This is a genomic window from Amycolatopsis pithecellobii, assembly GCF_009707865.1.
GTDB lineage: Bacteria > Actinomycetota > Actinomycetes > Mycobacteriales > Pseudonocardiaceae > Amycolatopsis_E > Amycolatopsis_E pithecellobii.
Map to the genome: position 1 here is coordinate 1 of NZ_WMBA01000002.1, position 26842 is coordinate 26842.

Here is a 26842-nt window from a genome sequence, read left to right on the forward strand (position 1 = left end):
CGACCCCACCTCCCAACTCGGCCCCCTGATCGACAAAGCCGCCGTCAAACGAATCGACGGAATCGTCTCCGAAGCCGCCACCTACGGCAAAATCCTCGTCCGCGGAGGCACCCCCCAGGACCCGGAACTGGCCGCAGGAGCGTTCTTCCGCCCCGTCCTGATCGAGGTGGACGACGTCAACACGCCCATCGTGCAGAACGAAGTGTTCGGCCCGGTGCAAACCTTCGAGGTGTTCGACGACGAAGCCGACGCGATCCGCCGCGCCAACGCGACCGAATACGGCCTCGCCGCAGCCATCTTCTCCCGCGACGAGTTCCGAGCCCGGCGCGTCGGGCGGGAACTGCGCGTAGGCAACGTATGGCTCAACACCTGGGGCCTCGGCACCCAACTCATAGCCGGCGACCCAGTCAAACAAAGCGGCTACGGCACCACCTCCGGCCCCACAGCCGTCCACACCTACCAACACCTCAAGCGATACGGCACCGCCGAACCGCGCCACTGACCGAGGAGCCGTCATGAAGATCATCTCGCTGGAAGAGCACTGGTGGAGCAAGGAGCTCTACGCGACGCTCCAGGCAAACCCGGCCGATCAACCGATCGAGCTGTTCTCCCTGGCCCGCTACGCCGGCCTGAACATCGAGGAGCGTCTCGAAGATCTCGGTGAACTCCGCCTCGCCGCGATGGACGCGATGGGCGTGGACATGCAGGTCCTCTCGGTCGGCCCACCGGCCACGCAAAGCCTCCCAGCGCGCAAGGCCAAGCCGCTCGCACGTGACCTCAATGATCAGGCATTCGCCGCGGTGCAGGCCCACCCTGACCGGTTCACGGCGTTCGCGACCCTGCCCACCGCGGATCCCGATGCCGCCGCGGCCGAACTGGAGCGATCGGTCACCCAACTCGGCTTCGCCGGCGCACTGATCAACGGTCGCACCGGGGACAGGATGCTCGACGCGCCAGAGTTCGACGTCATCTTCGCCACGGCGGCACGGCTCGACGTCCCGATCTACCTGCATCCCCAGATACCGCCCCAGGCGGTGCGCGACGCCTACTACTCCGGATTCGACCCGTCCATCGACCTCGTCCTCGCCGCCGGCGCATGGGGCTGGCACATGGACGCCGGCATCGCCGAGCTCCGCATCATTCTGCGCGGGACATTCGACCGATACCCCGACCTCAAACTCATTCTCGGCCACTGGGGAGAAATGCTTCCCTACTGGATCGAACGAGTGGACACCATGTCACCCATGACCCACCTGCAACGACGAATCAGCGAATACCTGCGTGAAAACCTTTACGTCACCCCATCCGGCATGTTCCACCAGAACCTCCTCCAGCGCTCACTCGACCTGCTGGGCCCCGACCACATCCTGTTCTCGGTCGACTATCCCTTTCAAAACCCGATTGGCCTCGGCGCCCGCCAATTCCTTGAAGAAGCCGAGATAAGCAGCCAGGACAAACACCTCGTCGCCCACCAGAACGCGGAAAGGATCTTGCGCCTGGACAGGCTCAGAAGTTGATCACGGTTTTCCCGAGCGTCCGCCTGCTCTCGGCCAGTTCGTGGGCTGCTCTCATCGTGTCCACGCTCAAGCCCTCGAGCACCGTCGTAGCGATGGGACGCAACCGGTTCGCGACGACATCCGCTGCCAGCTCGGCGAGGATTCTGCCCTGGCTGGCGATGTCGCCACCGGCCATGATCTTGCTGAAGACGGTTTCGGTGTGCAGCGACACGGATTTGCCGACAAGCGGTCCGAGGTCGAGAGGGCCGTCCAGATCGATGACGGCAAGGTGACCGAATGGCCGCAGGATTTCGGCGATCCAGCCGACATTGCCCGCGGTTCCCGCAGTGGACAACACCAGGTCGATCCGGTCGATACCGGCGTCACGTAGTTGAGCGGGCACGTTTCCGGTGTGATCGACGACCACATCCGCTCCCATCCTCGTGCACCACTCCCGCGATTCGGGACGCGAAGCTGTGCTCGCCACCAGTGCGGAGGTCCGGCTTTTCAACAGTTGTGTCGCCAGCGTCCCCACCCCGCCGGCGCCGCCAACGATCAGCACCCGGTCGATTCCCGCCGCCAAGCTGTCGTGGTCGCGGAACAGGGCCTCCCAGGCCGTGAGGCCACCGATGGGCAAGGACGTGGCGTCGGAAAAGGACAGCTGGTCCGGAATACTTGCCACCACACGATGGTCGACCGTGAGCCGCTCCGCCCAGGCGCCGTCCCGGGTCATGTCTCCGGTGCCCATGACGCGATCGCCGACTGCGAAGCCCGTTGCTTCCGGTCCCACGGCTTCCACCACTCCGGCGAACTCCCATCCCAGAATGATTCGTCCGCCCGGTTCTGCGCTGCGTATCTGCCGGATCAGTGCTTCACCCGGATTGATTCCCACGGCGCGGATCCCGACGAGCAGATCCGTGTCGCGCAACCGTGGTTCTGCGGCGTCGATGAGCTCGATGGCGAACGCGTCGAGCGAGTGGGCCTTTTCATAAGCGAGGGCTTTCACGTAATGCTCCTGATGGGCTGGGCCACGATCTTCTTCGTTCAGTCCTGTTTGAGGGCGTGCAGGGCCGAGAGCGGGCCGCCGACCTGCATCAGCCGGCCGCCGTCCCGCAACGATCCGGCGTCGACCGGTGCGAAGCCGATTTCTTCGGCCACCGTACGGAAATCTGCTTTCGCGTCTGTGTTGTCCCCGGCGTAGAAGAGCAGCTGACGGCCTTCTGCGTGCCGCGGGTCGGGCACGATGTACCGGGCGTACAGCGTGTTGAACGCCTTGACCAGACGTGCGCCCGGAGCGTGGCGGGCGACGAATTCACTGCCCGTCTCCGAACCGAGGTCGACATAGTCTTCCATCGTCGAGCCGGCAATCTGATTGCTGGTGTCGACCAGGATCCGGCCGTCCCACGAGGGCACGTCGGCCAGCGCGGCCGGGATGTCCGGCCACCCGACCGCGAGGAACACCATCTCGGCCGAGGCTGCCTCGGCGACTGTTCCGGCTGTGGCCAGCGGCCCTAGTCGCGCTACCGTTTCACTCAGTGTGTCCGGGCCGCGCCTGTTACTCAGGACGACGCGATGACCTGCCGCCACGAGATGTCCGGCGATGCCCTGCCCGATCGTGCCCGCTCCGATAGTTCCGAAGTTCACGGCGCCCTCCACAAACTTTTTGATGTCTTTCATCATCAAAACTATGATGGTCATCAGCATTATTACTTGTCAAGGCGACGTGTGTGGACGCCTTTTTTGATGTCAGATACCATCGAAGTTGCGGTGCCGTCATGCCGAGGAGGTTTCCGGGGTGCCACGTATCACACAGGAGCAGAAGAAGTCCAACCGCGAAAAGATCCTGCGGGCAGCAGGCGAAGGCTTCAGGCTGCACGGCATCGACGGGTTCGGCATCGAGGAGCTGATGAAGACCGCCGGGATGACGCACGGCGGGTTCTACAACCACTTTCCTTCGAAGGAAGACCTCGCCCTCGAAGTCTATCGTCAGGGCTTCACCGACTCGCTCAACGCGCTCGCCGCCATCCGCAAGGCACATCCCCGCTCCGCCCGGGCAGCCCTGCGCGACATGGTCGACGGATACCTGACGGCGGCCCACCGTGATCACCCGGAAACGGGCTGCGCCTCAGCCGCCCTGGCGGTTGATGCCGGACGCCACGGCGCCGCATCTCAGGCCGAGTACCGACGTGGGCTTGAGGGATACTTCAGTGCCATCACCGAGATGGTGCTCGATCGCGCGCGCCAATCCGATACCGAAATGACTGTGGCAGAAGCCCGCGAAGAGGCAGTGTCGCTGTTCTGTCAGATGGTCGGCGCACTGGTGGTCTCCCGCGCTGTCGCCGAGGCCGACCCCGGACTGTCCGACGAAATCCTGACAGTCAACCGCAAACAGCTCAGGCAGCGGTAAAGCAGGTTTGATTTCGTCGCCGCGCGTTCCATATTTCCCTTTACGCACGACCATTTGGTCGCGCGGTGACCCGCGACTGCGCGACCTGCACAGCAACGCGGTGGCCGTCGTCGGTTCGCTGGCGGCAAAACCCTTACGGTGAGTACCTCGCCGCGGACTGCGGGCGAGGGGCCGATGATCGAGGCAGCCCGGAGCGTGCCGGTAGGGGCCGTGCGTCGTCGTACCGGCGCTCGGCGTTGAGATCGCTATCCCGCCGAGCACGGCCCGCTGCTGTACGAGATCACCGACTCAGGCGGGGGTGGCGGTCAGTGAGTACCCGATCGGCACGGAACGCCGCCGTGTCCGCCACTGCCTGCTGAGCCGAACAGAAACCCCAGGCCAGCCTGCAAGTTGACCTCGGGTTTGAGAGTGGCCATCAGGAATCGCGATTGCAAACGATCGCTGATGCTCAAGAACGAGGGTCGTTCGCCACTGTTCAGGTTGGGATTCGGTTGGCTCGCGACGGCTGATCCTTGTTGGCCGTTTCGACAGTCCATTGCGTGGGCATATGCGTACCGAGCTGGTCACCGACGCGCTTCAGGACAGTGCCGAGCCCAGCTGATTTGTCAGCCATCGTTCGTAGGCCGCCGGTGTCCAGCCGCAGCGCCGGACGAGCCGGTCGTACACGTCGGGCGAGGTCAGCGTCCAGACGGCGTCGACCGCTTCGTCGAATCGGTGAGACAGCGCGCGCCCGCGTTCGGCCAGGCCGCGCAGGCTGTTGGCGTTGCCGTGCCTGCGTTCGGCATCGATCGTTGCCACGAAGGTCTCCAGCACCGGGTCGCCGCCGGGACCATGCCCGAGCAGCACGCCGAGCAGAGGTCCGACCCGGTCGTAGATCACCCGTACCCAGGCCGCGTAAGCGGCCGCGTAGGACGTCACGTCAGTCGCGTCTGTTACCCGGCGGAATTCGGGACGGTCGCTCATGGGTGTGCTGTCCTCGTCGCCGGCCAGCACGACGTCGTATACCGCCTTGATGACCTCGGCTTTGCCGCCGATGGAGTTGTACACCGTTTGTGGGCTGACGCCGGCGGTATCGGCAAGCGCGGTGATCGTCATTCCTGCGTAGCCTCCCCCGCTGAGTAGCAGGTCGCGCGCCGTCCTCGCGATGTGTGCGCGCGTGGCCTGGGCTCGCTCGGCTCGCTGCGGGGCGCGGTACTGCCTTGCCACGGACCTCTCATTCCATTAGATTCCAATTCCACTGGATTTGGGTTCCAGTCAAGTTCTGAGAACGGAGCATAGCCGTGAACAACCGCGCACGCGCAGCCGCCCTGGCCGTATTCGACGCGATCAACACTGGAGAACTGTCTGGACTGGATGACCTGGTCACCGAGGACTTCGTCGACCACGGATCGCCGTTCCCGCTGCCGCCCGGCCCTGCGGGGTACCGTCAGGTCCTCACCTTCGTGCACCATGTGCTGGGCATCCGCTACACCATCGACGACATTTTCGACACCGACGACCGCGTCGTAGTCCGCGCGACCGCTACGGGAGTCGGCGTCGATACGATTCACGGCCCGGGCACCGAGGGTAAGTCGTACCAAATGACCACCGTGCACATCTACCGCACCGAAGGCTCCCTGCTCGCAGAGCACTGGGGAGTGCGCGACGAACTCGGTGCCCGAATTCAACTCGGCTCACTCCCCGCCCCCGACCCCGGCGCTTTCGCCAACGCTCCGCAAGGCGCTTGAGATCCGCCCGGCCAGCCGGGCGACCCACGCGGCCATCGATGGGCGGCTGGTCATACACGTCCAGGATGCGGGCCATCTTGGCGGTGAGGTCCGGGTCACGGCTGCGCTTGAGCGAAAGGCCAACCTCGCGTAGTGGCCTCGGTGATCGCACTCGATACCGACGTGGCATCGAGGATATACAAGCGCAATCTGCCATCCCCGCTTGCTGGGCGGCTTGTGGGCTATCGACCGGTCATCACGTTTGCAGATCGCGGACCAGCTAGGGCACGCTCGCTCACTCAGGACGTGTACCTGGGCCGTAAGGTCGCCAACCCGGCCGCTGCGGAGGCCCTCGACCGTGACTTGGGTACGCGGCCACCGGGGAAAGAGGAGGGTTTCGGTAGGCCGTGATCTTGAAAGAAAAAACCCCAGGTCCTACGACCTGGGGGAATGTGCGCCATCAGGGACTCGAACCCCGAACCCGCTGATTAAGAGTCAGCTGCTCTGCCAGTTGAGCTAATGGCGCCAACCACATCTGCCTCGGGGAAGCCCCTCGGCGACGAAAAAAAGATTAGCACGGTGCCACCCAGCCCCTCACAGAGGGTCCCCGGCACCCGAACCGCGGGGATCCGGGGGCTAAACCCGCATGAAACGACGAAACCCCACCGATGCGAAGCCGCGTGGGCGGCAAGCATGGTGGGGCTGTGGGGTGAGTGACGGGACTCGAACCCGCGACATCCTGGACCACAACCAGGTGCTCTACCATCTGAGCTACACCCACCACGTGAGGCGCCGGGAAGCCGGTCAACCTCAGCCGGGACATCGTATCGTGCCGCCCCCGCGGTCGTGCACGGGGTTATCGATCGTGGTGTAGTCGCACTTCGGCGGCCGCGGCGCGGGCCTGATCGCTGCTGGGGCCCGGCTGGGGCACGAACGCCGTCTTCCGGTAGTAGTCCAGTTCCCCGATGGACTCGCGGATGTCGGCGAGTGCGCGGTGCGCCAGGCCTTTTTCGGGCTTGGCGTAGTAGATCCGCGGGTACCAGCGCCGGACCAGTTCCTTGACGGACGACACGTCGACCATGCGGTAGTGCAGGTGCGCGTCGAGTTCGGGCATGTCACGGGCGATGAAACCACGGTCGGTCGCGATGGAGTTGCCCGCCAGCGGTGCGCTCTTCGCGTCGGGCACATGCCGGCGGATGTGAGCGAGGACTTGCCGCTCGGCGTCTTCGAGGGTGACCGTCGAGCGGCGGACCTCGTCGGTGAGGCCTGACTTGGCGTGCATCTCGCGGACCACGTCGGGCATGGTCGCCAGCACATCGTCCTCGGCATGGATGACAAGGTCCAGACCGTCGCCGAGAACGTTGAGCTCGGCATCGGTTACCAGGACGGCGATTTCGATCAATGCGTCTTTGGCGAGGTTGAGCCCCGTCATCTCGCAGTCGATCCAGACAAGACGGTCGGTCACCGAAAGACCTTAACGCGCGGCCTGCATGGCCAGCGCACGACACAGCGGGAACGGGCCGCCCCGACCACGGCCCGTTCCGCTGCTTTCCCCTCAGCTCAACCTTTTTCGAGCTGGCTCACGATGGTTTTCGCGTCGTTGATCGGGATGGCGAAGCCGATGCCGACCGATCCCGCGGACGACGAAGGGCTGTAGAGCGCGGAATTGATGCCGACGACCTGCCCGGCCATGTTGACGAGCGCACCACCGGAGTTGCCCTGGTTGATCGCGGCGTCGGTCTGGATGGCGGTGTAGCTGGGTGAATCACTGTTGGCTGTCTGGTTGTACGGCGAGGACTGCTGCCCACCGGTCCCGATGTCCGACAGTTGCCGGTTGAGCGCGCTGACGATGCCGGACGTCACGGTGTTCTGTAATCCGGCCGGCGAGCCGATCGCGACAACCTGCTGGCCGACGTGCAACTGGCTCGAATCACCGAGGGCGGCGGCGGTCAGACCGCTTGCGCCTTTCGCTTGCAGGACGGCGATGTCGGCGGTGGTGTCCGTGCCGAGCACGCTCGCCTGATACTTCGTGCCGTCCGAGAGGCTGACCGTGACGTTGCCGACCGCGCCCGACACCACATGCGCGTTGGTCAGGATCTTCCCGTCGGAACTGAGGATCACGCCCGAGCCGATCGCGTCACCCTGCCTGGTGGTGACGTTCACCTGTACGACGCTGGGCAGCACCTTCGCGGCGACGGAGCTGACGTCCGTGTTCGTCGACCCGGACACGGTGGTGGCTGTCGCTGTGGTGGCCGATCCCGGCGACGAACCGCCTTCCAGGCCAACGATCGCGGCGCCACCGGCGCCTCCGACCAGTGCGGCCGCGACGGCGGTCGCACTGACCAGCGCCGCGACCCGCTTGCCTTTCTTGCGAGGCTGCGCAGGCGGGAGGACTTGCGCGGCCGGCATGGGCTGCTGCCACCCGTAGTGCGGGTAGTTCGGTTGCTGCGGCTGGTGCCCGCCACCGGGGCCCGGCCGGAAGTCGTTCTCGCTCATGGCATCTAGCTTCGGTGTCCTTTGTGTGAAGAACCTGTGGAACGGCCTCCGGAATAGCTGAGAAGAATTTCCTGAGAACTCGCCCGGACTGTCCACAGTGGCCGGTCGGGTCGTCGTGTTCGCCCGACCGGTTTTCGCCGCATCCGAAATTGTCGGTGGGTGTCGCTATGGTCGGCGCATCCGAACCCGACCACGGGAGGTACCCGATGACCAGCATGTTGCACCGTCCGGCCGAACTGCGCCCGGACGGCCCCTTCGACCTCGCGGCGTCCGCTCGATTCCTCGAGGCGTTCACCCCCGCGGGCAGGATGGATGCCGCGGCCGCGCCGGGGACGCTCAGATTCGCGTTCCCGATCGAAGGGAGCTGGCAGCATGCCGGCGCTCTGATCCGGCAGCGTGCGCCAGGAGATATCGAGATTTCCGTTGCGGCAGAAGAAGAAAACGTTGAAGCGACGGTGCGCCAGGTGCGCCGGACACTGTCGCTCGATGTCGACGGCGGCGGCTTTCCCGCGATCGGGGCACGGGATCCGGTGGTGGGGCAATTGCAGGCGCGATACCCGGGATTGCGACCGGTGTTGTTTTATTCGCCGTACGAAGCCGCCTGCTGGACGATCGTCACGAACCGGATCCGGACGACCCAGGCCGCGCGGATAAAACAGCGCATAGCCGAACTCTACGGGGAAATCGTCGAGCTCGACGGCCATCGGCTCACGTCTTTCGCGGCGCCTGCGGCATTGCAGGAAATCGAGGGGCCGATCGGTCTGCCCGAGGTGAAGATCGAAAGGCTGCGTGCGGTCGCTCGCGCGGCGCAGGCAGGGTTACTCGACGCCCAACCCCTGCGCGCGCTCGAACCTGACGACGCACTGCGGTTGTTACAACGTCTGCCGGGCATCGGACCGTTCTCCGCGCAATTGATTCTCGTCCGTGGCGCCGGTGAGCCGGATGTCTTTCCCGACAAGGACGTTCGGCTGCACGAGGAGATGCGTGAGCTCTATGCCGTGCCGGAGGCCGGCGTGGATGACCTCGCCGTTATTGCCGAACGGTGGCGTCCGTACCGCAGCTGGGTGGGGTTGCTGTTCCGCATTCACCACGAGGCTCGCCTGGCATGAATGGCGACCTGTGCACGGGAAGGGGGTGATAACAGAGGCTGGACATCCAATGTGGTGAGCTGCGCGCGTGCAACTCGCCGAAACAGGTGACCTCGTCTCACCGAACGGGATCTTTGACGCGCAACCGAACCCTGAGGTCTGGGTGCCGTTGGTGACCGGTGGGCTGGCCTTGGTGCTGGTGCTGTCCGGATCGCCATGGCGGCTGGCTCGCAACATCATCACGATCGTGCATGAAGCTGGACATGCGCTGATCGCGGTGCTTGCGGGCAGACGCCTGGAAGGCATCAAGCTGCACTCGGACACCTCGGGTGTGACGGTGTCGCGTGGTCGGGCGGCCGGGCCGGGGATGGTGCTGACGTCGCTGGCCGGGTATCCGGCGCCGGCGCTGCTCGGGCTGGGGTTCGCCGCGCTGGTGGCGGCTGACCGCATCACGGTGCTGCTCGCCGTCGCGGCGGTTTTGCTGCTGGGTGTGCTGGTGATGGTGCGCAATGCCTATGGCGTGCTGTCCGTCGTGCTCACAGCCGCTGGGCTGGCCGCTGTGGCGTTGGTCGCCGGGCCGCAGGTGCAGGCGTGGTTCGTGTACCTCATCACGTGGTTCCTGTTGCTTGGCGGCCTCCGTCCGGTGTTCGAGCTGCAGAGCAAGCGGCGACGTGGCGCGGCGCGTGACTCCGACGCGGATCAGCTCGCGCGCCTGACCGGCGTGCCCGCGGGGTTGTGGGTACTGATGCTCGGCGTGATCGCCCTCGGCTGCCTGCTGGCCGGCGGCGCGTGGTTGCTGGAGCCTGCCCTGCAGCCCTGATTCCGGGAGCCCGCGCCGCGGCGGTGATCCATGGGATCCGCGCTGCAGCGGTGGTTGCTGGCGTCCGCGCGGTGGCCCGTGGTTCGTGGTCGTCGCGCCGCGGCTTGATGCGAGTGGCCTGGGTTGCGGCCGTGATTCCGGGAGCCTGCGCTGCGGCCGTGATCGGGGCCCCGCTGCGGCTGTGATCCGTGGGGCCACGTGGCGGCGTGATCCGTGGGGTCCTTGTTGCGGCCGTGGTTGCCGGGTCTGTGCTGCGGTCGTTATTGGCGGAGCCTGCGCTGCGTGGTGGTTGCTGTGCGCGCGCATGCGGCCGCGATGGAGGGGGCCAGCGTGCGGCGGCGACCCGTGGGGCCCGCGCTGCAGCGATGACCCGCCGGGTCTGCGCTGCGGGGTGGTTCCTGGAGCCCGCGCTGCGGTCCTGAGCTGGCGGTACGGCACACTGGAAACCGCGGAAGCGGCGAAGGGAAGGTGTGCGCGGTGTCGGACGAGGTGGCCAAAGCGGTCGAGGAATGTGCGCGGGCGGCCAAGGCGGCGGCGCCGTCACTGGCCGTGGCGGCGGGCGAGGCGATCGACGCTGCACTGACGGCGATGGCGCGCCTGTTGCTTGAGAACCGCGAGGCGGTGCTCGATGCCAACAACGCCGATGTCGCGAAGGCCCGCGAGGAAGGCATGAGCGCGGGGTTGCTCGACCGGCTGGCCATCACCGGTGAGCGGCTGACCGGGATGGCCGAGCAGTTGCGGCTGCTGGCAGGTGCACCGCACCAGGAACGGTCGATCCCGGTGTCGACTTTGGACGGTGGGCTTCGGCTGGTGGAGCGGCGGCGGCCGGTCGGTGTGATCGGCGCGAACTACGAGGCCCGGCCCAACGTGACCGTCGATGTGGCCTCACAGCTCGTGAAATCGCGCAACGCAGGGGTGCTGCGTACCGGTTCCGCCGCGCTCGGTTCGGCGCAACGGTTGCTGGACGTGGTCATCGCGCCCGCGCTCGCCGAGGCCGGGATCGCGTCCGACGTCATCCAGCTTGTGCCGCGTGTCGAGCGCGAGGCGGCGGCAGCTCTCGTGCAGTTGCCGAACCTGGTGCCGCTGGTGATCCTGCGCGGTAGCGGAGAAAGCACCCGCGCGCTGGCGACCGAGGCCGCGACGCACGGCGTCCGCACGCTCGCGCACGCCGACGGCGGCGGTGTGCTGTATGTCGACGTCGCGGCGGAGGCGGACAAGGTCCGGTCGCTCGTATCGGCAAGCCTGGACCGGCTGGGCGTGTGTAACCGGCTGAACCTGCTGCTGGTCCACTCGGCTGCATACGAGCAGCTGTGGCCGGTGATCTCCGAAGCGCTGGCGGAACGGAACGTCACACCGTCGCTGGCCCCGCATGAACACGCCATCGGCTACGAATGGGCGCTGGACTCCGAGCACGAAGCCACGGTCACCGTCGCGCGGGTCGACAGCCTGACCGAAGCGGTGACGATCGCGAACGAGCAGACGTCGGGCCTGGCGGCCGGCATCGCGACCGAGGACAGCGTGGCCGCGGACGCGTTCTTCGACGGCTACACGGGCACCGGCGTGTTCTGGAACGCCCCGACGCGCCTGCTCGACGGCTTCAAGCTGCTCGGCGTCCCGGAAACCGGCATCAACCTGGACAAGGTGCCCGGCCCCCGCGGCCCCGTCACCTACACCGACCTGTACGTGCGCCAGTACGCGGTTCTGCCCGAGTAACGGCCGGCCGGCTCACCCCCGCCGGAGGGCGTAGGGGCGCAGCCGGTTGTAGCCGCGGACCGAGACCGACCGCCGTGGCCGCACTGAATAACCCCGCGCCGTCGCCAGCTCGCGGGCAAGTTCACGGTCGACGAGGATCGTGCCCGGGTGGGCGACCGACGTCAGCCGGGCGGCCAGGTTCACCACCGACCCATACACATCGCCGAACCGGCTGAGGATGCGGCCCGCCGCCATTCCCGCCCGCACGTCCGGCGCCGCGGGATCGGCCGAGGCCTGTTCGGTCAGTGCCAACGCGATCTCCGCGGCGTCACTCGGGCTATCGGCCACGAACAGCACCTCGTCCCCGATCATCTTCACGATCCGCCCGTGGTGGTCGGCCACGACCTCGGTCGCCAGCGCTTCGAAACGGTCCAGGATCGCGCTGAGCTGCGCTTCGCCGATCCGCCTGGTCAGCCGCGTGTACCCGACCATGTCCACGAAGCCCGCGACCTCCGTGCGCGCATCCGGATTTTCCTCCGTCGACGTCAGCGCCCTCCCGGCGAACGCCGTCAGATGCCGCCGCCACACGAAGTTCTGCACCCGCTGCAGCTCCGGCACCAGCCCCTTGACCAGGAGTTCCACCTGCTTGTCATCGCGACGGAGCTCGTCGTTCTCCCTGATCAGCGTCCACAGCATGTGCACCTGCCACTCCGCCAGGCGCGACAGATGCTGGCCGAGTGCCCTGGTCACCGCGGGCTCCAGCCGGGCGTCCAGCAGACCCGACGAAATCAGCTGGTCGGCCGTGCGCACGGCATCGACATCGGCGTCGGTGAACACGACCTCGTCGTCGCCGACGGTGGCGAAACCCAGCGCTCGCCACAACCTGGTCGCGCGCTCCAGCGGCACGCCCGTCTTCTCCACGACCTCCAGCCGTGTGTACCGGCGTTCACCGCCGAGCAGGATGCGTTCAAACCTCTCGGGATCCACGCGTGATCCGTCAGGTCGTGTGCACGATCAGCACGTCGACCCCGGACTTGCGCGCCGCCTCCGACGGGACCGAACCCAGCAGGCGCCCGGCGAGCGTGTTCAGCCCACGGTTACCGACGACAAGCAGGTCCGCGGATCGTTCCGACACCACTTTTCGCAGTGACTCGACCGGCTCGCCGACGACCGCGACCGTGTCGATGTCCCTCGCGCCCTGCTTCGCCGCGCGGTCGCGGGCGGACTGCAGCGTGTCCTCGGCCGGCGCCGAGCCGACCACCTGGTAGGCCTCCTCGCGCAGCACGTCCTGTGCCCTGTCGACATCGCCGCGGCTCGCCGGGTAGTAGGCGCAGACGATCACCAGCCGTGCGCCCGCGTCAGCCGCGACGACCGCCGCGCGATCGACCGCGCGGAACGACGAATCCGAACCGTCCGTCCCTACGACAACCGTCTGGTAAGCCGCCATCCGAGTCCCTCCAGCCAGTGCGCGCAACCCGCGTGGCTGTGAAGGCTACTCGTCAGTCGGTTGGCTCGCAGCCCCGTTCGGGGCGGGTTTTTCCGGGCTCGACGACGCGCGCGGCGTGGCCGGTTTCGTGGGCTGCTCCTCCGGCAATGGTTCGACCACCGGGCCCGCTGAGCTGAGCACCGAGGTGGCCTCCGCGAGCACGGACCTCGCCGCCTTGACCTGCTCCGCGATGCCCTCGCGCAGTGACCTCAGCGCTTCGACGCGGTCCGCCGCGGCGTTGATCCGCCGGCTGGATTCCTCGGTCGCCTCACGGACCCGGCGCTGCGCCTCGTCGGTCGCTTCGGCGAGCCGGGCGTTGGCCTCCGTGATCGACGCCTGCTTGCGGCGGTTCGCGTCCTCGAGCGACTCGCGCCGGCGGCGTTGGAGCTCCTCGGTGGTCGCCTTCTCCTCAGCGGCGACCTTCGCGCGGATCGAGGCGGCTTCGTCGGTCGCCTCGCGGACCCGGCGTTCCGCCTCCGCCTTGCTCGCGGCCTCCTGCTCGGCGAGCACCCGCATGGCCTCGGTGCGCCGGGCCGCCATCGCGATCTCGAAGTCCTCTTCGACCTTGGTGCGATGCTGCTCGGCCTCGGTGTTGAGCCGGTCGCGCTCGTCCTTGGCCTTCTGCGTGATCGACTCGGCCTCGGCGCGTGCGGTCTCGAGCACCTTGCGGTGCTCGGCCTCCATCTCCTTGCGCCGCGCGTCGAGCTCGGACAGCAGCTGCTCGTAGCGCGCACGCATGGCGCTCGCGTCCGCTTCGGCCTTCGCCCGGATGTGCCCGGCTTCGGCCTCCGCCCGCGCCCGCGTGTCGGCCGCTTCGTCTTGCGCGAGGCGAAGCATGCGCTGCAGGCGTTCGGACAGCCCTTCGACGGTGGTCGGCGGCTGGCCGAGCCGCTCGACCTGGCCGCGGAGGTTGTCGATCTCGCCGCGCGCCGCTTCCAGCTGCCGCGCCAGATCGCCCGCCTGCGTGATCGCGGCGTCGCGGTCGGCGGCGAGCATTTTCAGGTCGCCGTCGAGTCGCTCCAGGTGTTCGTCGACCTGGTGCCGGTCATAACCGCGTTTCGCCAGGTCAAAGCCGGCGCCCAGCGGTACAAGCTCCCGTTCCTCGCCAAGGCTCATGACGTAGAGCCTAGCTATCGATCGCGGCGCGTGGTGATTCGGCCGATTCATATTTGACCGGCCGGCCAATCAAGGCGCATTATCAGGGCGAAGGCAATGGCGCTTTCCAGGAGGTGATCACGATGGCGGAAACCTCGACTCGTGCATGGACTCGTCCGCACGACTGGGCCGAGGTAGTGCTCGGGGTGGTAGCGGTGCTGTCGTTCCTATGGGTCGACACCAACAACACCGCGATGTGGACAATGATCGTGCTGGGCGCGGTAATCGCGCTTGATGGCCTGATGTCGCTGGCGATGCCGGGGCTGGTCTACGGCGAGGGAATCCAGATCGTGCTCGGCGCGCTGCTGTTCATTTCGCCATGGGTGATGAGCTACACCGACCTGACCGCCGCATCGTGGTCCGCCTGGATCATCGGCGGCTTGACCGTGCTCGCCGGCGCCGCGGCACTGCCGGTCGCGAACGCCGAACACGGCCGGATGGCGGGGCAGCACTGAAACGAGAAGAAGTCCCGGCGAAGGAGCGCATTCTCGTCGCGGCGGAGGAGTTGTTCGCCGAATCGGGTTTCGACGCAACCCCGACGTCACGGATCGCGGAACACGCGAATGTGCCGAAAGGACTGGTGCATTACTACTTCCGGCGCAAGGCCGACCTGTTGGGCGCGTTGATCAAACGGCTGCCCGACGAGCAGATCGACCCGGCGCTGGTGGTGGTGCCGGGAGATATCGCGGAGAGCCTGCGGCGTCTGGTTTCCGAACTGGACGCCCGGCTCGCCCGCTCGCGCATGCTGTCACACCTGTTGTGGCGCGAGGCCGACACGCATCGCGCGATACGCCGCGCCCTCGACGACCGATTCCAGCGGCTGGTGCGGCAGGTGCGGGCGGTGATCCTCACAGCGGGGGAGGGTGGTGTCGCGGTCGACGACGTCGACAGTGCGGCGGGCCTGCTCGCGCTTGCCCTGAGCTACCGCCATTCCGTTGCCCGGCACAAGGATGACCCGGCCGGGCTGATGGAGCCGGAGTTGAATTTCATCGCCGGTGCGCTGATGCCGCGCCCAGCTACTTAGCCGGTTCGACGAGTTCCACCAGTACGCCGCCGGCGTCCTTCGGGTGCACGAAGTTGACCTTGCTGTCCGCGGTACCGCGCTTCGCCTTGTCATACAGCAGGCGCAAACCCTTGGCGCGCAACGTTTCCGCGGCCGCTTCCACGTCATCGACGCGGTAGGCGACCTGCTGCAGGCCAGCACCCTTGGTGTCGAGGAACTTCGCGATCGTGGAGTCCGGGCGCAGTGGCGCGAGCAGCTGGACGGCCGGGCCGGACTCGTCGCCGGGCGCGTGCAGCATCGCCTCGCGAACACCCTGCTCCTCGTTGACTTCCGTGTGGGTGGCGCGCAGGCCGAATGTGTCGGCGTAGAAGGCGATCGCGGCATCGAGATCGGGCACGGCGATGCCGACATGATCGACGGTGGTCACGACCTTTTTCAGCGCCTCATCCATGATTCGCAGCATAGAGCCCGGTTCGCGGGCACACCCGTGCCGCGGCTCACACCTGTACTCGACCGTCTCGCCCGGTATCGTCGAATCGACCGTCGTAGTTCGTGTTTGGAGGCTGCCGTGTCCGGTTCGGTGATCCTGGGTGCTGCTCGCACCCCGATCGGTCGATTGCTGGGTTCGCTCAAGGACTTTTCCGGAGCTCAGCTGGGCGGGGTGGCCATCAAGGCCGCGCTCGAGCGCGCGGGTGTCGCACCCGAGGCCGTCGAGTACACGATCATGGGGCAGGTGCTGACCGCCGGCGCGGGGCAGATCCCGGCGCGGCAGGCCGCGGTCGCCGCGGGCATCCCGATGGATGTGCCCGCGCTGACGATCAACAAGGTGTGCCTGTCCGGTCTCGACGCGATCGCGCTGGCTGACCAGCTGATTCGCGCCGGCGAGTTCGACCTGGTCGTCGCGGGTGGTCAGGAGTCCATGACGCAGGCGCCCCACCTGCTACCGAAGTCGCGCTCGGGCTTCAAGTACGGCGACACGACCCTGGTCGACCACATGGCGTACGACGGGTTGTTCTGCGCGTTCGATCAGGTGGCGATGGGCTCTTCCACGGAGAAGTACAACTCCCGCTACGGCATCACGCGCGCGCAGCAGGACGAGTTCTCCGCGCGCTCGCATCAGCGCGCGGCCGCGGCGATCGCGGGCGGGGTGTTCAAGGAGGAAATCGCCCCCGTCACGATCCCGCAACGCAAGGGCGAACCGGTCGTGTTCGACACCGACGAAGGCGTGCGTGGTGACACGACGGTCGAGGGGCTGGGGAAGCTGCGCCCCGCGTTCGCGTCGGACGGCACGATCACCGCGGGCTCGTCGTCGCAGATTTCCGATGGTGCGGCGGCGGTTGTGGTGGCCAGCCGGGCGAAGGCGGAGGAACTGGGCATCACGCCGCTGGCCGAGATCGGTGCGCACGGCGTGGTCGCCGGCCCTGACGCGAGCTTGCACGAGCAGCCGTCGAACGCGATCAAGAAGGCGCTGGCGAAGGCGAAGCTCGACGTGAGCGCGCTCGATCTGGTCGAGATCAACGAGGCTTTCGCCGCAGTCGGTGTCGTCTCCACCGACAAGCTGGGGCTGGACCCGGAGAAGGTCAACGTCAACGGCGGTGCCATCGCGCTCGGCCACCCGATCGGCGCGTCGGGCGCGCGGCTGGCCGTGCACCTGATCCACGAGCTGCGCCGTCGTGGTGGCGGGCTCGGTGCGGCGGCGTTGTGCGGCGGCGGTGGTCAGGGCGACGCGCTGCTGCTGCGGGTTCCTGGCGCGTAGCCGGCGCTGCCCGACTTGTTCGGAGCCGGACAATAGGGAGCATGGTGCCAGTCGAGCGGGTCGGGCTTGTCGTCCACGGCGGCAAGGAAACGGCACACGCGGCGGCTCGTGTCGTACGCCGCTGGGCCGCCGTGCACGAGGTCCCGTGCATCGATATCGACGTGTGGGACGAACTCGACGGGCACCGGCTCAACGCGCGTGAAGAGGCGGCCCGCGCGGGAAATCCCGATCTCATCGTGACGGTCGGTGGGGACGGGACTTTCCTGCGCGGCGTGCGCGTGGCCGGGCCGATCGGCGCGCTGGTGCTCGGGGTGAACGTCGGGCGAGTCGGATTCCTGACCGAAGTCGGCACGCATGACCTGACCACGGCGCTGGATGCGGTGCACCGCGGCGAGATGACGGTCGACCCGCGCATGATGTTGACGATGCGTTCGTCGAGGCCGCTGGAAATCCCGAAGGGCATGGAAGCGGTGCTGCGCTACGGGCGTGGGCCGATGCTGCCGCCGCCGCATGTCCGGCCAGGGCTGAAAAGTGAGGCCGGCTGGGGTGTGCCGCTGGATGTGCTGGCGCTCAACGACGTTGTGGTGGAAAAACTCGCGCGCGACCGCCAAGCGAGCCTCGCGGTGTATGTCGGCGGGAAGCTTTTCGCCTCGTATTCGGCCGATGCGCTGATCGTCGCTTCGTCAACGGGGTCGACCGCCTACAGTTTCTCGGCGGGCGGACCGATCGTGTCACCGCACCTGGACGCGCTGGTGTTCACGCCGGTGGCCGCGCACATGGTGTTCAACCGCAGTGTCGTGCTCGACAGTTCACAGCAGGTGGGCATCCTGGTGCTCGAGCATTCCGGCCAGGTCGCGATCAGCGTGGACGGGCAACTGCGTGGTGTGCTGGGGCCGGGCGACTGGATCAGCGTGTACGGCGCGCCGAAACGCTCGAAGCTCGTGCGGCTGTCGGCCCCGGATTTCCTCGGCAAGGTGCGGGACCGGTTCGGTTTGGTCGATTCGGCGGCCGCGCTCGCGGACGGGCACCCGCCCGCGTACGCGCCGAACAAACCAATGCCGCCCGATCTGGCTCATCCTGGGCCGGTGGAGGAATAGCTCATCGTCCGTAGTAGTACCGGCAGGTCGCGATGCGGATCTCGCCCTCGACGATCTTGTAGGCGAGGCGGTGCTCGTCAGTGATCCGGCGAGACCAGTATCCCTGGAAGCTCGTAATCGTCGAGCGAGACGATGACGACAGGTTCGTGACCGGTACGTGTGATCACGATTTCTTCTCGGTCGTTGACTACGGAGTCAAGGGTTTCGGCGTATTTGGCTGGTGACTCCGAGAAGGTCATCGTCTTCATGAGGTGGCTCCCATCCGTGTACAAGATATTGCCACTCAGCACTGTTGCTTGTAGAAGTACTGCGCGTTGGCGTCCATAGTGGACTTCGTGATCGAGTGCAGGCCCGCGGTGAGGGTTTTCGTCACCGGTTTGCCTTCCAGCGCCGCGGCGGCCTGGTCCACGCCCTGTTGCCCGATCGCGGCCGGGTCCTGTGCGATGAGCGCCTGGTACTCGCCGGTGCGCAAACCGTCCACTTCGGACGGACTCGCGTCGAAGCCGATGAGGTTGACCTGACCGATCTTTCCCGCGTTACGCAGACCGGTCGCGGCGCCTTCGCCGGTGTTGAGGTTGGTCGCGAAGATGCCAACCAGGTCCGGTGTGGACGCGAGCGCCGCGGTGACCTTCGCCGCCGCCTGTTCCGGTTCGTTCTGGGTGAACTGGATGCCGATCGACTTGAGGTTCGGATGGTTTTTCAGCTCAGCACTGAAACCCTGGGCACGCGCCGCGGTGGTCGAGGTGCCGGCGATGGTGTCGAGCACCAGCACCGAACCGGATTTGCCGCCCACGAGTTGCGCGAGCGTCTGCGCGGCGAGCTTTCCGCCCTCGGTGTTGTCCGAAGAGAACGACGAAACCGCGACACTCGAATCCTTCAACGCCGTGTCCACCTGGACGATTTTCGTGCCGCGGTTGGCGACCTGCTGGATCGGCGCGAGCATCGCGGTGTCGTCGGTGGGCGCGATCAGCAGCGCCGCCGGTGGGTTCGAGCCAAGCGCGTTGACCTTTTCGGTCTGCAACGCCGCATCGAACTTCTGCGGTGCGGACGTGTTGATCGTGTAGCCGAGCTTCTTCGCCTCGGCTTCGGCACCGCACTGCATCGAGATATAGAACGGCTCCGCCTGCACCCCCGGGATCAGCGCGAGCTGTTTGCTGTTCTGGACACCGCCGCCGCCGGACCCGCCGACCTGACCCGAGCCACAGGCGGCGAGCAGGACCGCCGCCGCGAACGTCGAACCGGCGGCGAGGACTTTCTTCATGCCACGAACTCCTTCGTTGTAGTCACCGGGAATTGCGTTGCCTGCGACGGCGCTGGTCGAACCACACCGCGGCGATCAGCACCGCGCCGACCGCGATCATCTGCCAGAAGTCCGGCACCTGCGTGATGTTGAAACCCTTCTTCAGCACGGCGGGAATGAAAACCCCGATGACCGTGCCGAGCACCGAGCCCACGCCGCCGAACAGGCTCGTCCCACCCATCACGGTCGCCGCGATCGCGTTGAGATTGTCGGTGGTGTGCGCGGTGATCGTCGTCGAGGCGTAGTAGGCCAGCGACATGAACCCCGCGACACCGGCGAGGAAACCGGTCAGCAGATACACCTTGAGCAGATGCGCGGTGACCCCGATACCGGACCGGCGGGCGGCCTCGGCGCTGGAGCCGACGGCGTAGCTGTAGCGGCCGAACTTGGTGGTGTGCAACAGCCAGGCGCCGACCAGCGTGATGACCACCGCCACCAGCACCAGATTCGGGACCCCGCCGAACGACGTGCCGTAGCCGAGGGTCTTGTTCAGCACCGTCGGCACGCTGCGCACGTCCGAGCCGTTGTTGAGCAGGTATGCCGCGCCGAGCGCCGCACCCATCGTGCCGAGTGTGACGATGAGCGGTGGGATCTTGGCCACCGCGATGAGGAAACCGTTGAGCAGGCCCCAGATCGTGCCCGACGCGATGGCCGCCAGCAGGCCGATGCCGATCACACCCCAACCGGCCGTGCTCGCGTTGCCGCCGGGAGAAAGCGCTTCCATCGTCTTGCCGCACACCATGCCGGCGAAGATCAGCACCGAGCCGACAGACAGGTCGATGCCGGACGTGATGATCACGAACGTCATCCCGACCGAGAGCACCAGCAGCACCGACGTCTCGATCAGCAATGTCTGGAAGGTGAACAAGGTCGCGAACTGGCCCGGTTTGAGCACGGTGAACACGGCGATGAGCGCGATCAGCACGAGCGCGATCCAGAACGTGTTCGCGCCCACCAGCCGCTGACCAACCGAACGCTTCCCGAACCCTTCGTCCACAGTGGACTGGATTTCGCCGGTGACCGTCATGCAGGCTCCTCGTGCGTCAACGCGCCGGTCATCGCCGCGACCAGGTCCTCCAGTTTCGTGTCCGCGGCCTGGAACCGGGCCACTCGCGAACCCAGTCGTAGCACCTCGATCCGGTCGGACACCGACAACACCTCGGGCATGTTGTGACTGATCAGCACGACCGCGATGCCCTGGTCGCGGACCCGGCGGATCACATCGAGCACGCGTTCTCGTTGCACCACACCGAGAGCGGCGGTTGGCTCGTCCATGAACACGACCTTGCTCGCCCACACCACAGACCGCGCCACCGCGACACTCTGCCGCTGCCCGCCGGACAGTGAACCGATGGGCACGTCGGTGCTCTGTAGCGTCACGCCGAGTCGTCTGAACTCCTCGACCGCCTGCCTGCGCATCTCCGCCTTGTCGAGCATCCCGAGCTTGCCGAGGATGCCGCGGCGATGGATCTCCCGGCCGAGGAACAGGTTCGCGGCCGGATCCAGCTCGGGTGCGACCGCGAGGTCCTGGTAGACGGTCTCGATACCGAGCCGCCGTGCGGTGGTCGGCGCGTCGAGCCGCACTTCCTTGCCGTCCACCAGGATTTCACCCGACGTGGGTTGCTCGGCCCCGGACAGGCATTTGACCAGCGTCGACTTCCCGGCGCCGTTGTCCCCGATCAGTGCGGTGACCTCGCCCGCTCTCGCCTGGAACGAGGCGCCGCGCAGCGCCTCGACCGAACCGTAGTGCTTCACGATGTTCCGGGCGTCCAGCAGGACGGCGTCGCTCATCTCAGGCTCCCGCCGCCGGCGGACGGCAGCGGATCAGGGTCAGCTCACCGGAGATCTCGGTCTGTCCCACGCCATACGGCAGCACCACGGTGTCCCCTTTGGACAGTGCGAGCTCGCCACCGCGCTCGGTTTTCAGCAAGCCATGGCCGTCGAGGGCCACGAGCACGGTGAACGACGGGTCCAGCGCCAGTGTCGGTTGTGGACGGAGCCTGTCAGCGCGGAAGAACTGTGCGGTGCCGGGTACCAGAAGATCCACAATGGACTCGTCTGCGTCGCCGGTGTGCTTGATGAGCGATTCCGGATCGTGCGCCGAGGTGTCCAATGCCTGCAATGCCGCGTCGAACCCGATGCCGAGATGCCCCTTTTCCGGGCTGCCAAGGAAATCCCGCCACTCCATGGTCAGCGAGAAGTCCGTCGGCTGCTGCAGTTCGACGACGAACACGCCCTCGCCGATCGCATGGGGCAGACCGGCTGGGATGTACACGTTGTCCCCGGGCACGACGGGCACGCTGTTGAGGGCACCCAGCATCGCCCCGATGTCCTGCTCGCGCACCCATTCGGCGACCGTCGCCGGGTTCACGCTCTCGCGAAAGCCGGGGTAGACACGCGGATCATCGCCGCTCGTGCCCACCACGATCCACGCCTCGGTCTTGCCGAAATGCGAGTCGAAATGCTTCTGTGCAAAGGAGTTCGACGGGTGGAAGTGCACCGGCAGCCGCTGTCCCGCGTCCAGCAGCTTGACCAGCAACGCGGTCGAGTCCGCGAAAGCCGACACGTGCGGGGCGCCCAGCCAGGCTTCGGGGTCGGCACGCACGGCGTCGCGTAGCCACGGGCCGTCGGGCAGCCTGCTCAGCCCGGTCTCCTCCTTGCCGAACATCGGCGTGGTCGAGGCAACCCAGTCTTCGGGGCCGAAGTCCTTGCCGGAGCCGGCGCCGCGGAGGGCAGCGATGGCCGCGCCGCCGCGGTAGAACTGCGGTGGCTGGTTCGCGGGCAGCTTGCTGGGGGAGGCGGTCACGCGGTGACCTCACCGGAGCCGCGTGGTACGAGATGCACAGGCAGAACTACCTTTCTCGGCGGGGAAACCTCGCCGTGGATGCGGGCGAACAGCAGTTCGGCCGCCGCCTTGCCGAGGCGGCCGACGTCATGGGCGACCACGGTGACCGGCGGATCGAGCAGATCGGCCAGTTCGAAGTCGTCGAAGCTCACCACCGCGGGGCGGGGCGTGACATGGGTCAGCGCACGCAACAGGTGCACGGCGACCCGGTTGTTGCCGGCGATGACGGCGGTGGCGCGGCCGGGCCCGGTCAGCAGCCGGTTCACCGCGTCGATCACGTTCTCGCGGGTCGGGGCGCGCAGCTCGGCCAGCCGCTCGTCGTAGCGCAGGCCGGCGCGCACACACCCTTCCCGGAAACCCCGTAGCCGCTCCGTCGCCGTGAAGATGTCGGGACGGTCGCCGAGGAACGCGATGCGGCGATGGCCGTGGCGGGCCAGATGCGCGACCGCCTCGATGGTCCCGCCGAGGTTGTCCACCAGCACCGTGTCGGCGACCAGGTCACCGGCCGGACGGTCGAGGAACACCATCGGCGTGCCCGCGCGCATCTCCGGCACCAGGTAATGGTGCTGCGCGCCGGCGGGCACGATCAGCAGCCCGTCCACCCGGCGCGCGCAGAATTCCAGTGCCAGCTCGCGCTCCCGGTCCGAGTCCTCGTCCGAGGAACCGGTCAGCACCTGCCTTCCGTAGGTGACCGCGATCTTCTCCACGGCGCGATTGAGTTCGGAGTAGAAGGGGTTGCCGACGTCCTCCACGACCAGACCGATCGTGCCGGTCGTGGAGCCACGGCGCAGGTTGCGCGCGCCGAGGTTGCGCCGGAACCCGAGCTGCTCGATGGCGGCCACGACCCGGCGCGCGGTCTCGGGGTGCACCGCGGGCTCGTCGTTGACGACGCGCGACACGGTCTTGATGCTGACGCCCGCCAACCGGGCGACATCGTTCATCGTGGCGCGTTTTGCCGCGCCCGGTCTGCGCGTGTCATTAGACAACGTTGTCATAATGCTGCGGATTGCACACCCGAGGGCGCCCGGTTGTCAATGGTCTGAACGTTAGGTGAGCGGTATCCCTTGGGACGTATGGAGTAGCGCTTGTCCGGAACGAGACAGAATTCGCCCTGATTCTTGACCTGCTTGTCAGCCGGTAACAACAGTGAGGCGCCACGACAAGGTTGTCAGGAGGGGCTGATGGGGCTTTCGCAGGTTACCAAGCCGACCGGAAGCAGGCGGATACGCATCCGCAGCCGACCTGCTCGTAGGAACTATTTCCGCCGTGGCTGTAGTCGGATTGGTCACGAACGGCGCAGCAGACGGGGGCTGGCGCTGGTCGCCGGCCTCATGGTTACCTCTGGTGTCGTGCCGACCGTGCAGGCGGCTGCGGCGCCGGCGCCGCAGGATCTGGCGAAGTGGGTCAACCCCTTCGTCGGGACCCGTCCTGGCGGCGCGGACCACGGCACTGGCGGCGGCGCCGGCAACACGTTCCCCGGCGCGGTGGTGCCGTTCGGGATGATGCAGTGGAGTCCCGACACCGTCACCGAGCAGCAGGGCGGCTACTTCTACGACAGCACCGCGCTCAAGGGCTTCAGCCTGACGCACCTTTCCGGCGCCGGCTGCGACACCTATGAGGACATCCCATTCATTCCGTACGCGGGCGAGGTCACCACTTCGCCCGCGACCGATCCCGGCCGGTACACGATGCCGTTCTCGCACGCGAATGAGCAGGCGACGGCCGGCAAGTACGCCGTCAAACTGGACAGCGGCGTGAACGTCGAGCTGACCGCGACCCAGCGCACCGGCTCCGGCCGGTTCTCCTATCCACAGAACAGCCCCGCGACTCTGCTGATCAACAGCTCGGGCTCGATCACGGGCACCGACGACGCGCAGATCACGATCGGGCGCGACAGCGTCAGCGGCTGGGCCGCCAGCGGCCGCTTCTGTGGCACCGACTCCCATTACCGCGTGTACTTCTACGCGAAGTTCGACCAGCCCTTCGCATCGATCGGAACTTGGCGCAACGGCACCGTCACCCCGGGCAAGACCACCGAAAACGGTGGCGCACAGGCGAAAATCGCCCCGCAGACGATGATGGCGCGCTCGCAGTCGAGGCCGCCGACGAACACGACGGTGAGCGGACCCGGCAGTGGCGGTTACGTCACGTTCGCGCCGGGCGCCTCCGTGAACGTCCAAGTAGGACTGTCCTTTGTGTCCACCGATGGGGCGCAGGCGAACGTGCGCGCGGAGAACAACCACCGCTCGTTCGACGACGTCGCCGCCGCGGCCCGCAAGGCGTGGAACGACCGGCTCAACCAGGTTCAGGTGACGGGCGGCTCGCGCGCCGACAAGACGACGTTCTACACCGCGCTCTATCACTCGCTGATCCAGCCGAACGTCTTCTCCGACGCCGACGGCAGGTACACCGGATTCGACGGCCGGGTGCACACGGCCGACCGCGGCCACGCGATGTACACCAACTTCTCCGGCTGGGATATCTATCGCTCGGAAATCCAGCTGCTGGCTTTGCTGGCGCCCAAGGAGACTTCCGATATCGCGCGGTCGATGATCGCCTACGCGGCGCAGGGCGGGTCGTGGGACCGCTGGACGGTGGCGAACGACTACACCGGCGTGATGAACGGCGACCCGTACCACATCATCGTCTCCAGTGCGTATGCCTTCGGCGCCAAGGACTTCGACGCGAACACCGCCTTGCTGTCGATGGTCCGTGGCGCCACCCAGCCCACCACGCAGGGCTATACCGAGCGCCCGGGACTGGCGGACTATCAGACGCTCGGGTACGTGCCGGGTGCCGGTGCGGACACTCTGGAGTACACGAGCGCGGACTTCTCCATCGCCCAGCTCGCGCAGCGGCTGGGAGACAGCTCGACGTATCAGAGCTTCATGAAACGGGCTCAGTACTGGCAAAACCTGTACAACCCTGCGACCGGCTACCTCCAGCCGCGTCAGGCCGATGGCACGTTCAGTACGCCGTACAACCCGGCCGGCTCGTCCGGCTGGGTTGAAGGAAATGGCGCGCAGTACAGCTGGATGGTGCCGTACAATGCGGCCGGACTGGTCACCGCCTATGGCGGGAACCAGCCGACTCAGTCGCGTTTGGACGAATTCTTCACCGAACTCAACGCCGGGACCCAGGATCCGCATGCCTTTCTTGGCAACGAACCCAACGCGAACGCCCCGTGGCTGTACGACTTCGCCGGAGCGCCGTACAAGACGCAGGCGCTCGTGCGGCGGGCGATGACCCAGCTGTACAACCCGAACCCGGAAGGCATCGTCGGAAACGACGACCTCGGGCAGATGTCCTCGTGGTACGTCTGGTCGGCCCTCGGTATGTACCCGGAGATCCCTGGCCGCGCCGAACTCGTGCTCGGCTCGCCGTCGTTCTCGAACGTCGTGCTGACCACCGGGCTCGGCAAGAAGATCACGATCAACGCCACGGGCAGCGGTCAGTATGTGACAGGGTTGAAGGTCAACGGCGTCACCACGACGAAACCGTGGCTGCCCGAGGCATTCGTCGCCAACGGCGGCACGCTCGACTTCGCACTGTCCGGCACGCCAGACACGTCGTGGGGTGCCGCCGCGGCCGACGCGCCACCGTCCTTCCGGGATGGTGAGACACCTGCTGTGTCCTTTGTGGACCCATCAGGTCTGGTGGTGCCGAGCGGCACCAGCGGCACCGCGTCGATCGGCGCGCAGGACCTGTCCGGTACCACCCGGACCTGGCACTGGACCGCCGCGCCACCGGCGGGGATCACGGTCACCCCGTCTTCCGGTGATCTCGTCCTTCCTGCCGGCGGCAAGGCTCAGGCGACCGTGACGGTGAGCGTCGCGGGCGGAACGGCCGACGGGCGCTATCAGGTGCCGATCACGTTGAGCGGTGCCGGTCAGCTGTCGGCCACGCTCGGTGTGCTTGTCGCGCAACCGGGGAGCTGGCTCGCCACGGTGAACAACGCCGGAATTTCGCCGGACGCCAAGCCGGCCGCAGGGAACTTCGATGGTGGCGGTTGGAGCTACTCCGCCGACGCGCTGGCCGCCGCCGGTGCGAAGGCGGGCAGCACGGTCAACGTGGGTGGGCTGTCCTACAGCTGGCCCGGTTTTCCGGCCGGTTCGCCGGACAACGCGATCGCACAGGGGCAGCGGGTGACCGTGTCCGGCAGTGGGCGGCTCGCGTTCCTCGGCGCCGGTGCCAACGGCAACGCCTCGGGCACGGTGACGATCACCTACACCGACGGCAGCACCACCACGGCGAACCTGGGCTTCTCCGACTGGACGCTCGGCGGTGGCGGCGCGCAACCGGCGTTCGGCAACCAGATCGCTTTCACCACGCCGTATCGCAACAGCGGTGGCGGAAACCCGCAGCAGATCAACACCTACGTGTTCGCCAGCGCGCCGATCGCACTGGCCGCCGGCAAGACCGTCCAAAGTGTCACGTTGCCGCAGAACGTCTCAGGTGGACAGTTGCATGTCTTCGCGATCGGAGTTGGCTGAGG

At 67.0% G+C, this 26842-nt stretch carries 28 protein-coding genes and 2 tRNA genes; 12 read left to right on the top strand and 18 right to left on the bottom strand.

The genetic code is table 11. The annotated features are described in order from the left end of the window. The coding region (locus tag GKO32_RS01400) for an aldehyde dehydrogenase family protein (RefSeq protein WP_154754913.1) at positions 1-502 on the top strand (502 nt) is incomplete at its 5' end. A gap of 13 nt (positions 503-515) precedes the next feature. Continuing rightward, positions 516-1517 (top strand): amidohydrolase family protein, encoded by a 1002-nt coding sequence (locus GKO32_RS01405; RefSeq protein WP_154754914.1) that lies wholly within the window; start codon positions 516-518, stop codon positions 1515-1517. On the opposite strand, the gene GKO32_RS01410 is transcribed toward GKO32_RS01405, so the two are convergent. Further along, positions 1507-2502 carry an alcohol dehydrogenase catalytic domain-containing protein gene (locus GKO32_RS01410; protein WP_312867390.1) on the bottom strand — a complete coding sequence of 332 codons (996 nt, stop codon included), beginning with the start codon at positions 2500-2502 and terminating at the stop codon, positions 1507-1509. The genes GKO32_RS01405 and GKO32_RS01410 overlap by 11 nt on opposite strands. A 38-nt stretch (positions 2503-2540) precedes the next feature. After that, the gene (locus GKO32_RS01415; RefSeq protein WP_246243037.1) at positions 2541-3200 is read right to left on the bottom strand and encodes an NADPH-dependent F420 reductase; all 660 of its coding nucleotides are present in this window, start codon (positions 3198-3200) and stop codon (positions 2541-2543) included. Positions 3201-3291: 91 nt separating this feature from the next. On the opposite strand from GKO32_RS01415, the gene GKO32_RS01420 reads away from it, so the two are divergent. Next, positions 3292-3903: a TetR/AcrR family transcriptional regulator gene (locus tag GKO32_RS01420; RefSeq protein WP_312867391.1), complete on the top strand. Its 612-nt coding sequence runs from the start codon at positions 3292-3294 to the stop codon at positions 3901-3903. Positions 3904-4479: 576 nt separating this feature from the next. Here the strand turns inward: GKO32_RS01420 and GKO32_RS01425 are convergent. Next, positions 4480-4998 (bottom strand): TetR/AcrR family transcriptional regulator, encoded by a 519-nt coding sequence (locus tag GKO32_RS01425; protein ID WP_208024235.1) that lies wholly within the window; start codon positions 4996-4998, stop codon positions 4480-4482. Positions 4999-5183: 185 nt separating this feature from the next. On the opposite strand from GKO32_RS01425, the gene GKO32_RS01430 reads away from it, so the two are divergent. Continuing rightward, positions 5184-5630: an ester cyclase gene (locus tag GKO32_RS01430; protein ID WP_208024236.1), complete on the top strand. Its 447-nt coding sequence runs from the start codon at positions 5184-5186 to the stop codon at positions 5628-5630. Positions 5631-6062: 432 nt separating this feature from the next. On the opposite strand, the gene GKO32_RS01435 is transcribed toward GKO32_RS01430, so the two are convergent. The 4 genes from GKO32_RS01435 to GKO32_RS01450 all read right to left on the bottom strand — a co-directional run bounded on the left by GKO32_RS01435 (position 6063) and on the right by GKO32_RS01450 (position 8105). Next, a tRNA-Lys gene (locus GKO32_RS01435) sits at positions 6063-6135 on the bottom strand. A 179-nt stretch (positions 6136-6314) separates the two neighbouring features. Next, positions 6315-6390 (bottom strand) — tRNA-His (locus GKO32_RS01440). A 75-nt stretch (positions 6391-6465) separates the two neighbouring features. Further along, positions 6466-7074: an oligoribonuclease gene (orn, locus tag GKO32_RS01445; RefSeq protein WP_312867392.1), complete on the bottom strand. Its 609-nt coding sequence runs from the start codon at positions 7072-7074 to the stop codon at positions 6466-6468. A gap of 95 nt (positions 7075-7169) precedes the next feature. Beyond that, positions 7170-8105 carry a S1C family serine protease gene (locus GKO32_RS01450; RefSeq protein ID WP_154754917.1) on the bottom strand — a complete coding sequence of 312 codons (936 nt, stop codon included), beginning with the start codon at positions 8103-8105 and terminating at the stop codon, positions 7170-7172. 206 nt (positions 8106-8311) lie between these two features. Between GKO32_RS01450 and GKO32_RS01455 the strand changes: the two genes are divergently transcribed. From GKO32_RS01455 to GKO32_RS01465, 3 genes are all read left to right on the top strand, one after another. Continuing rightward, positions 8312-9214 carry a DNA-3-methyladenine glycosylase family protein gene (locus GKO32_RS01455; protein WP_154754918.1) on the top strand — a complete coding sequence of 301 codons (903 nt, stop codon included), beginning with the start codon at positions 8312-8314 and terminating at the stop codon, positions 9212-9214. A gap of 109 nt (positions 9215-9323) precedes the next feature. Continuing rightward, the gene (locus tag GKO32_RS01460) at positions 9324-10013 is read left to right on the top strand and encodes a M50 family metallopeptidase (RefSeq protein WP_312867448.1); all 690 of its coding nucleotides are present in this window, start codon (positions 9324-9326) and stop codon (positions 10011-10013) included. A gap of 477 nt (positions 10014-10490) precedes the next feature. Then, entirely contained in the window at positions 10491-11726 is a 1236-nt protein-coding gene (locus tag GKO32_RS01465) for an aldehyde dehydrogenase family protein (RefSeq protein WP_376765913.1), read from the top strand. Between the two features lie 12 nt (positions 11727-11738). Here GKO32_RS01465 and GKO32_RS01470 read toward each other — a convergent pair whose 3' ends face one another. The 3 genes from GKO32_RS01470 to GKO32_RS01480 are packed head-to-tail and all read right to left on the bottom strand — an operon-like array spanning position 11739 to position 14307. Beyond that, entirely contained in the window at positions 11739-12692 is a 954-nt protein-coding gene (locus GKO32_RS01470) for an adenylate/guanylate cyclase domain-containing protein (RefSeq protein ID WP_312867394.1), read from the bottom strand. A gap of 10 nt (positions 12693-12702) precedes the next feature. After that, entirely contained in the window at positions 12703-13152 is a 450-nt protein-coding gene (locus GKO32_RS01475) for a universal stress protein (protein WP_154754920.1), read from the bottom strand. Between the two features lie 45 nt (positions 13153-13197). After that, the gene (locus GKO32_RS01480; protein ID WP_246243039.1) at positions 13198-14307 is read right to left on the bottom strand and encodes a coiled-coil domain-containing protein; all 1110 of its coding nucleotides are present in this window, start codon (positions 14305-14307) and stop codon (positions 13198-13200) included. Between the two features lie 122 nt (positions 14308-14429). On the opposite strand from GKO32_RS01480, the gene GKO32_RS01485 reads away from it, so the two are divergent. Then, the gene (locus tag GKO32_RS01485; protein WP_246243041.1) at positions 14430-14801 is read left to right on the top strand and encodes an SPW repeat protein; all 372 of its coding nucleotides are present in this window, start codon (positions 14430-14432) and stop codon (positions 14799-14801) included. Next, on the top strand, positions 14798-15370 hold the full coding sequence (locus GKO32_RS01490) for a TetR/AcrR family transcriptional regulator (RefSeq protein ID WP_246243055.1): 573 nt from the start codon (positions 14798-14800) through the stop codon (positions 15368-15370). The genes GKO32_RS01485 and GKO32_RS01490 overlap by 4 nt, the downstream gene beginning before the upstream one ends. Here the strand turns inward: GKO32_RS01490 and mce are convergent. After that, positions 15363-15800 (bottom strand): methylmalonyl-CoA epimerase, encoded by a 438-nt coding sequence (mce, locus tag GKO32_RS01495; protein WP_154754922.1) that lies wholly within the window; start codon positions 15798-15800, stop codon positions 15363-15365. The genes GKO32_RS01490 and mce overlap by 8 nt on opposite strands. Before the next feature lie 117 nt (positions 15801-15917). Here mce and GKO32_RS01500 point away from each other — a divergent pair, with 117 nt between their 5' ends. After that, complete coding sequence (locus GKO32_RS01500) at positions 15918-17105, top strand: acetyl-CoA C-acetyltransferase (protein WP_312867395.1); 1188 nt, start codon at positions 15918-15920, stop codon at positions 17103-17105. 41 nt (positions 17106-17146) lie between these two features. After that, positions 17147-18202, top strand: coding sequence for an NAD(+)/NADH kinase (locus GKO32_RS01505; protein WP_154754924.1), 1056 nt, complete (start codon positions 17147-17149; stop codon positions 18200-18202). Between the two features lies 1 nt (position 18203). On the opposite strand, the gene GKO32_RS01510 is transcribed toward GKO32_RS01505, so the two are convergent. Genes GKO32_RS01510 through GKO32_RS01540 form a run of 7 tightly spaced genes read right to left on the bottom strand, consistent with a single transcriptional unit; the run spans position 18204 to position 23288 of the window. Next, on the bottom strand, positions 18204-18344 hold the full coding sequence (locus GKO32_RS01510; RefSeq protein ID WP_154755091.1) for a type II toxin-antitoxin system YoeB family toxin: 141 nt from the start codon (positions 18342-18344) through the stop codon (positions 18204-18206). After that, positions 18280-18450, bottom strand: coding sequence for a type II toxin-antitoxin system Phd/YefM family antitoxin (locus GKO32_RS01515; protein WP_154754925.1), 171 nt, complete (start codon positions 18448-18450; stop codon positions 18280-18282). Before GKO32_RS01515 ends, GKO32_RS01510 begins: the two co-directional genes overlap by 65 nt. 35 nt (positions 18451-18485) lie before the next feature. Continuing rightward, positions 18486-19463: an ABC transporter substrate-binding protein gene (locus GKO32_RS01520; protein WP_154754926.1), complete on the bottom strand. Its 978-nt coding sequence runs from the start codon at positions 19461-19463 to the stop codon at positions 18486-18488. Between the two features lie 22 nt (positions 19464-19485). Next, on the bottom strand, positions 19486-20529 hold the full coding sequence (locus GKO32_RS01525; protein WP_154754927.1) for an ABC transporter permease: 1044 nt from the start codon (positions 20527-20529) through the stop codon (positions 19486-19488). Further along, positions 20526-21293, bottom strand: coding sequence for an ATP-binding cassette domain-containing protein (locus GKO32_RS01530; RefSeq protein ID WP_154754928.1), 768 nt, complete (start codon positions 21291-21293; stop codon positions 20526-20528). The genes GKO32_RS01525 and GKO32_RS01530 overlap by 4 nt, the downstream gene beginning before the upstream one ends. Before the next feature lies 1 nt (position 21294). Then, positions 21295-22308, bottom strand: a complete 1014-nt coding sequence (locus tag GKO32_RS01535) for a class I mannose-6-phosphate isomerase (RefSeq protein ID WP_312867396.1) — start codon at positions 22306-22308, stop codon at positions 21295-21297. Beyond that, a complete protein-coding gene (locus GKO32_RS01540; RefSeq protein ID WP_154754929.1) occupies positions 22305-23288 on the bottom strand; it encodes a LacI family DNA-binding transcriptional regulator in 984 nt (327 codons plus the stop codon). The genes GKO32_RS01535 and GKO32_RS01540 overlap by 4 nt, the downstream gene beginning before the upstream one ends. Positions 23289-23696: 408 nt before the next feature. Here GKO32_RS01540 and GKO32_RS01545 point away from each other — a divergent pair, with 408 nt between their 5' ends. Further along, on the top strand, positions 23697-26840 hold the full coding sequence (locus GKO32_RS01545) for a GH92 family glycosyl hydrolase (RefSeq protein WP_512698960.1): 3144 nt from the start codon (positions 23697-23699) through the stop codon (positions 26838-26840). The last annotated feature ends 2 nt before the right edge of the window (positions 26841-26842 follow it).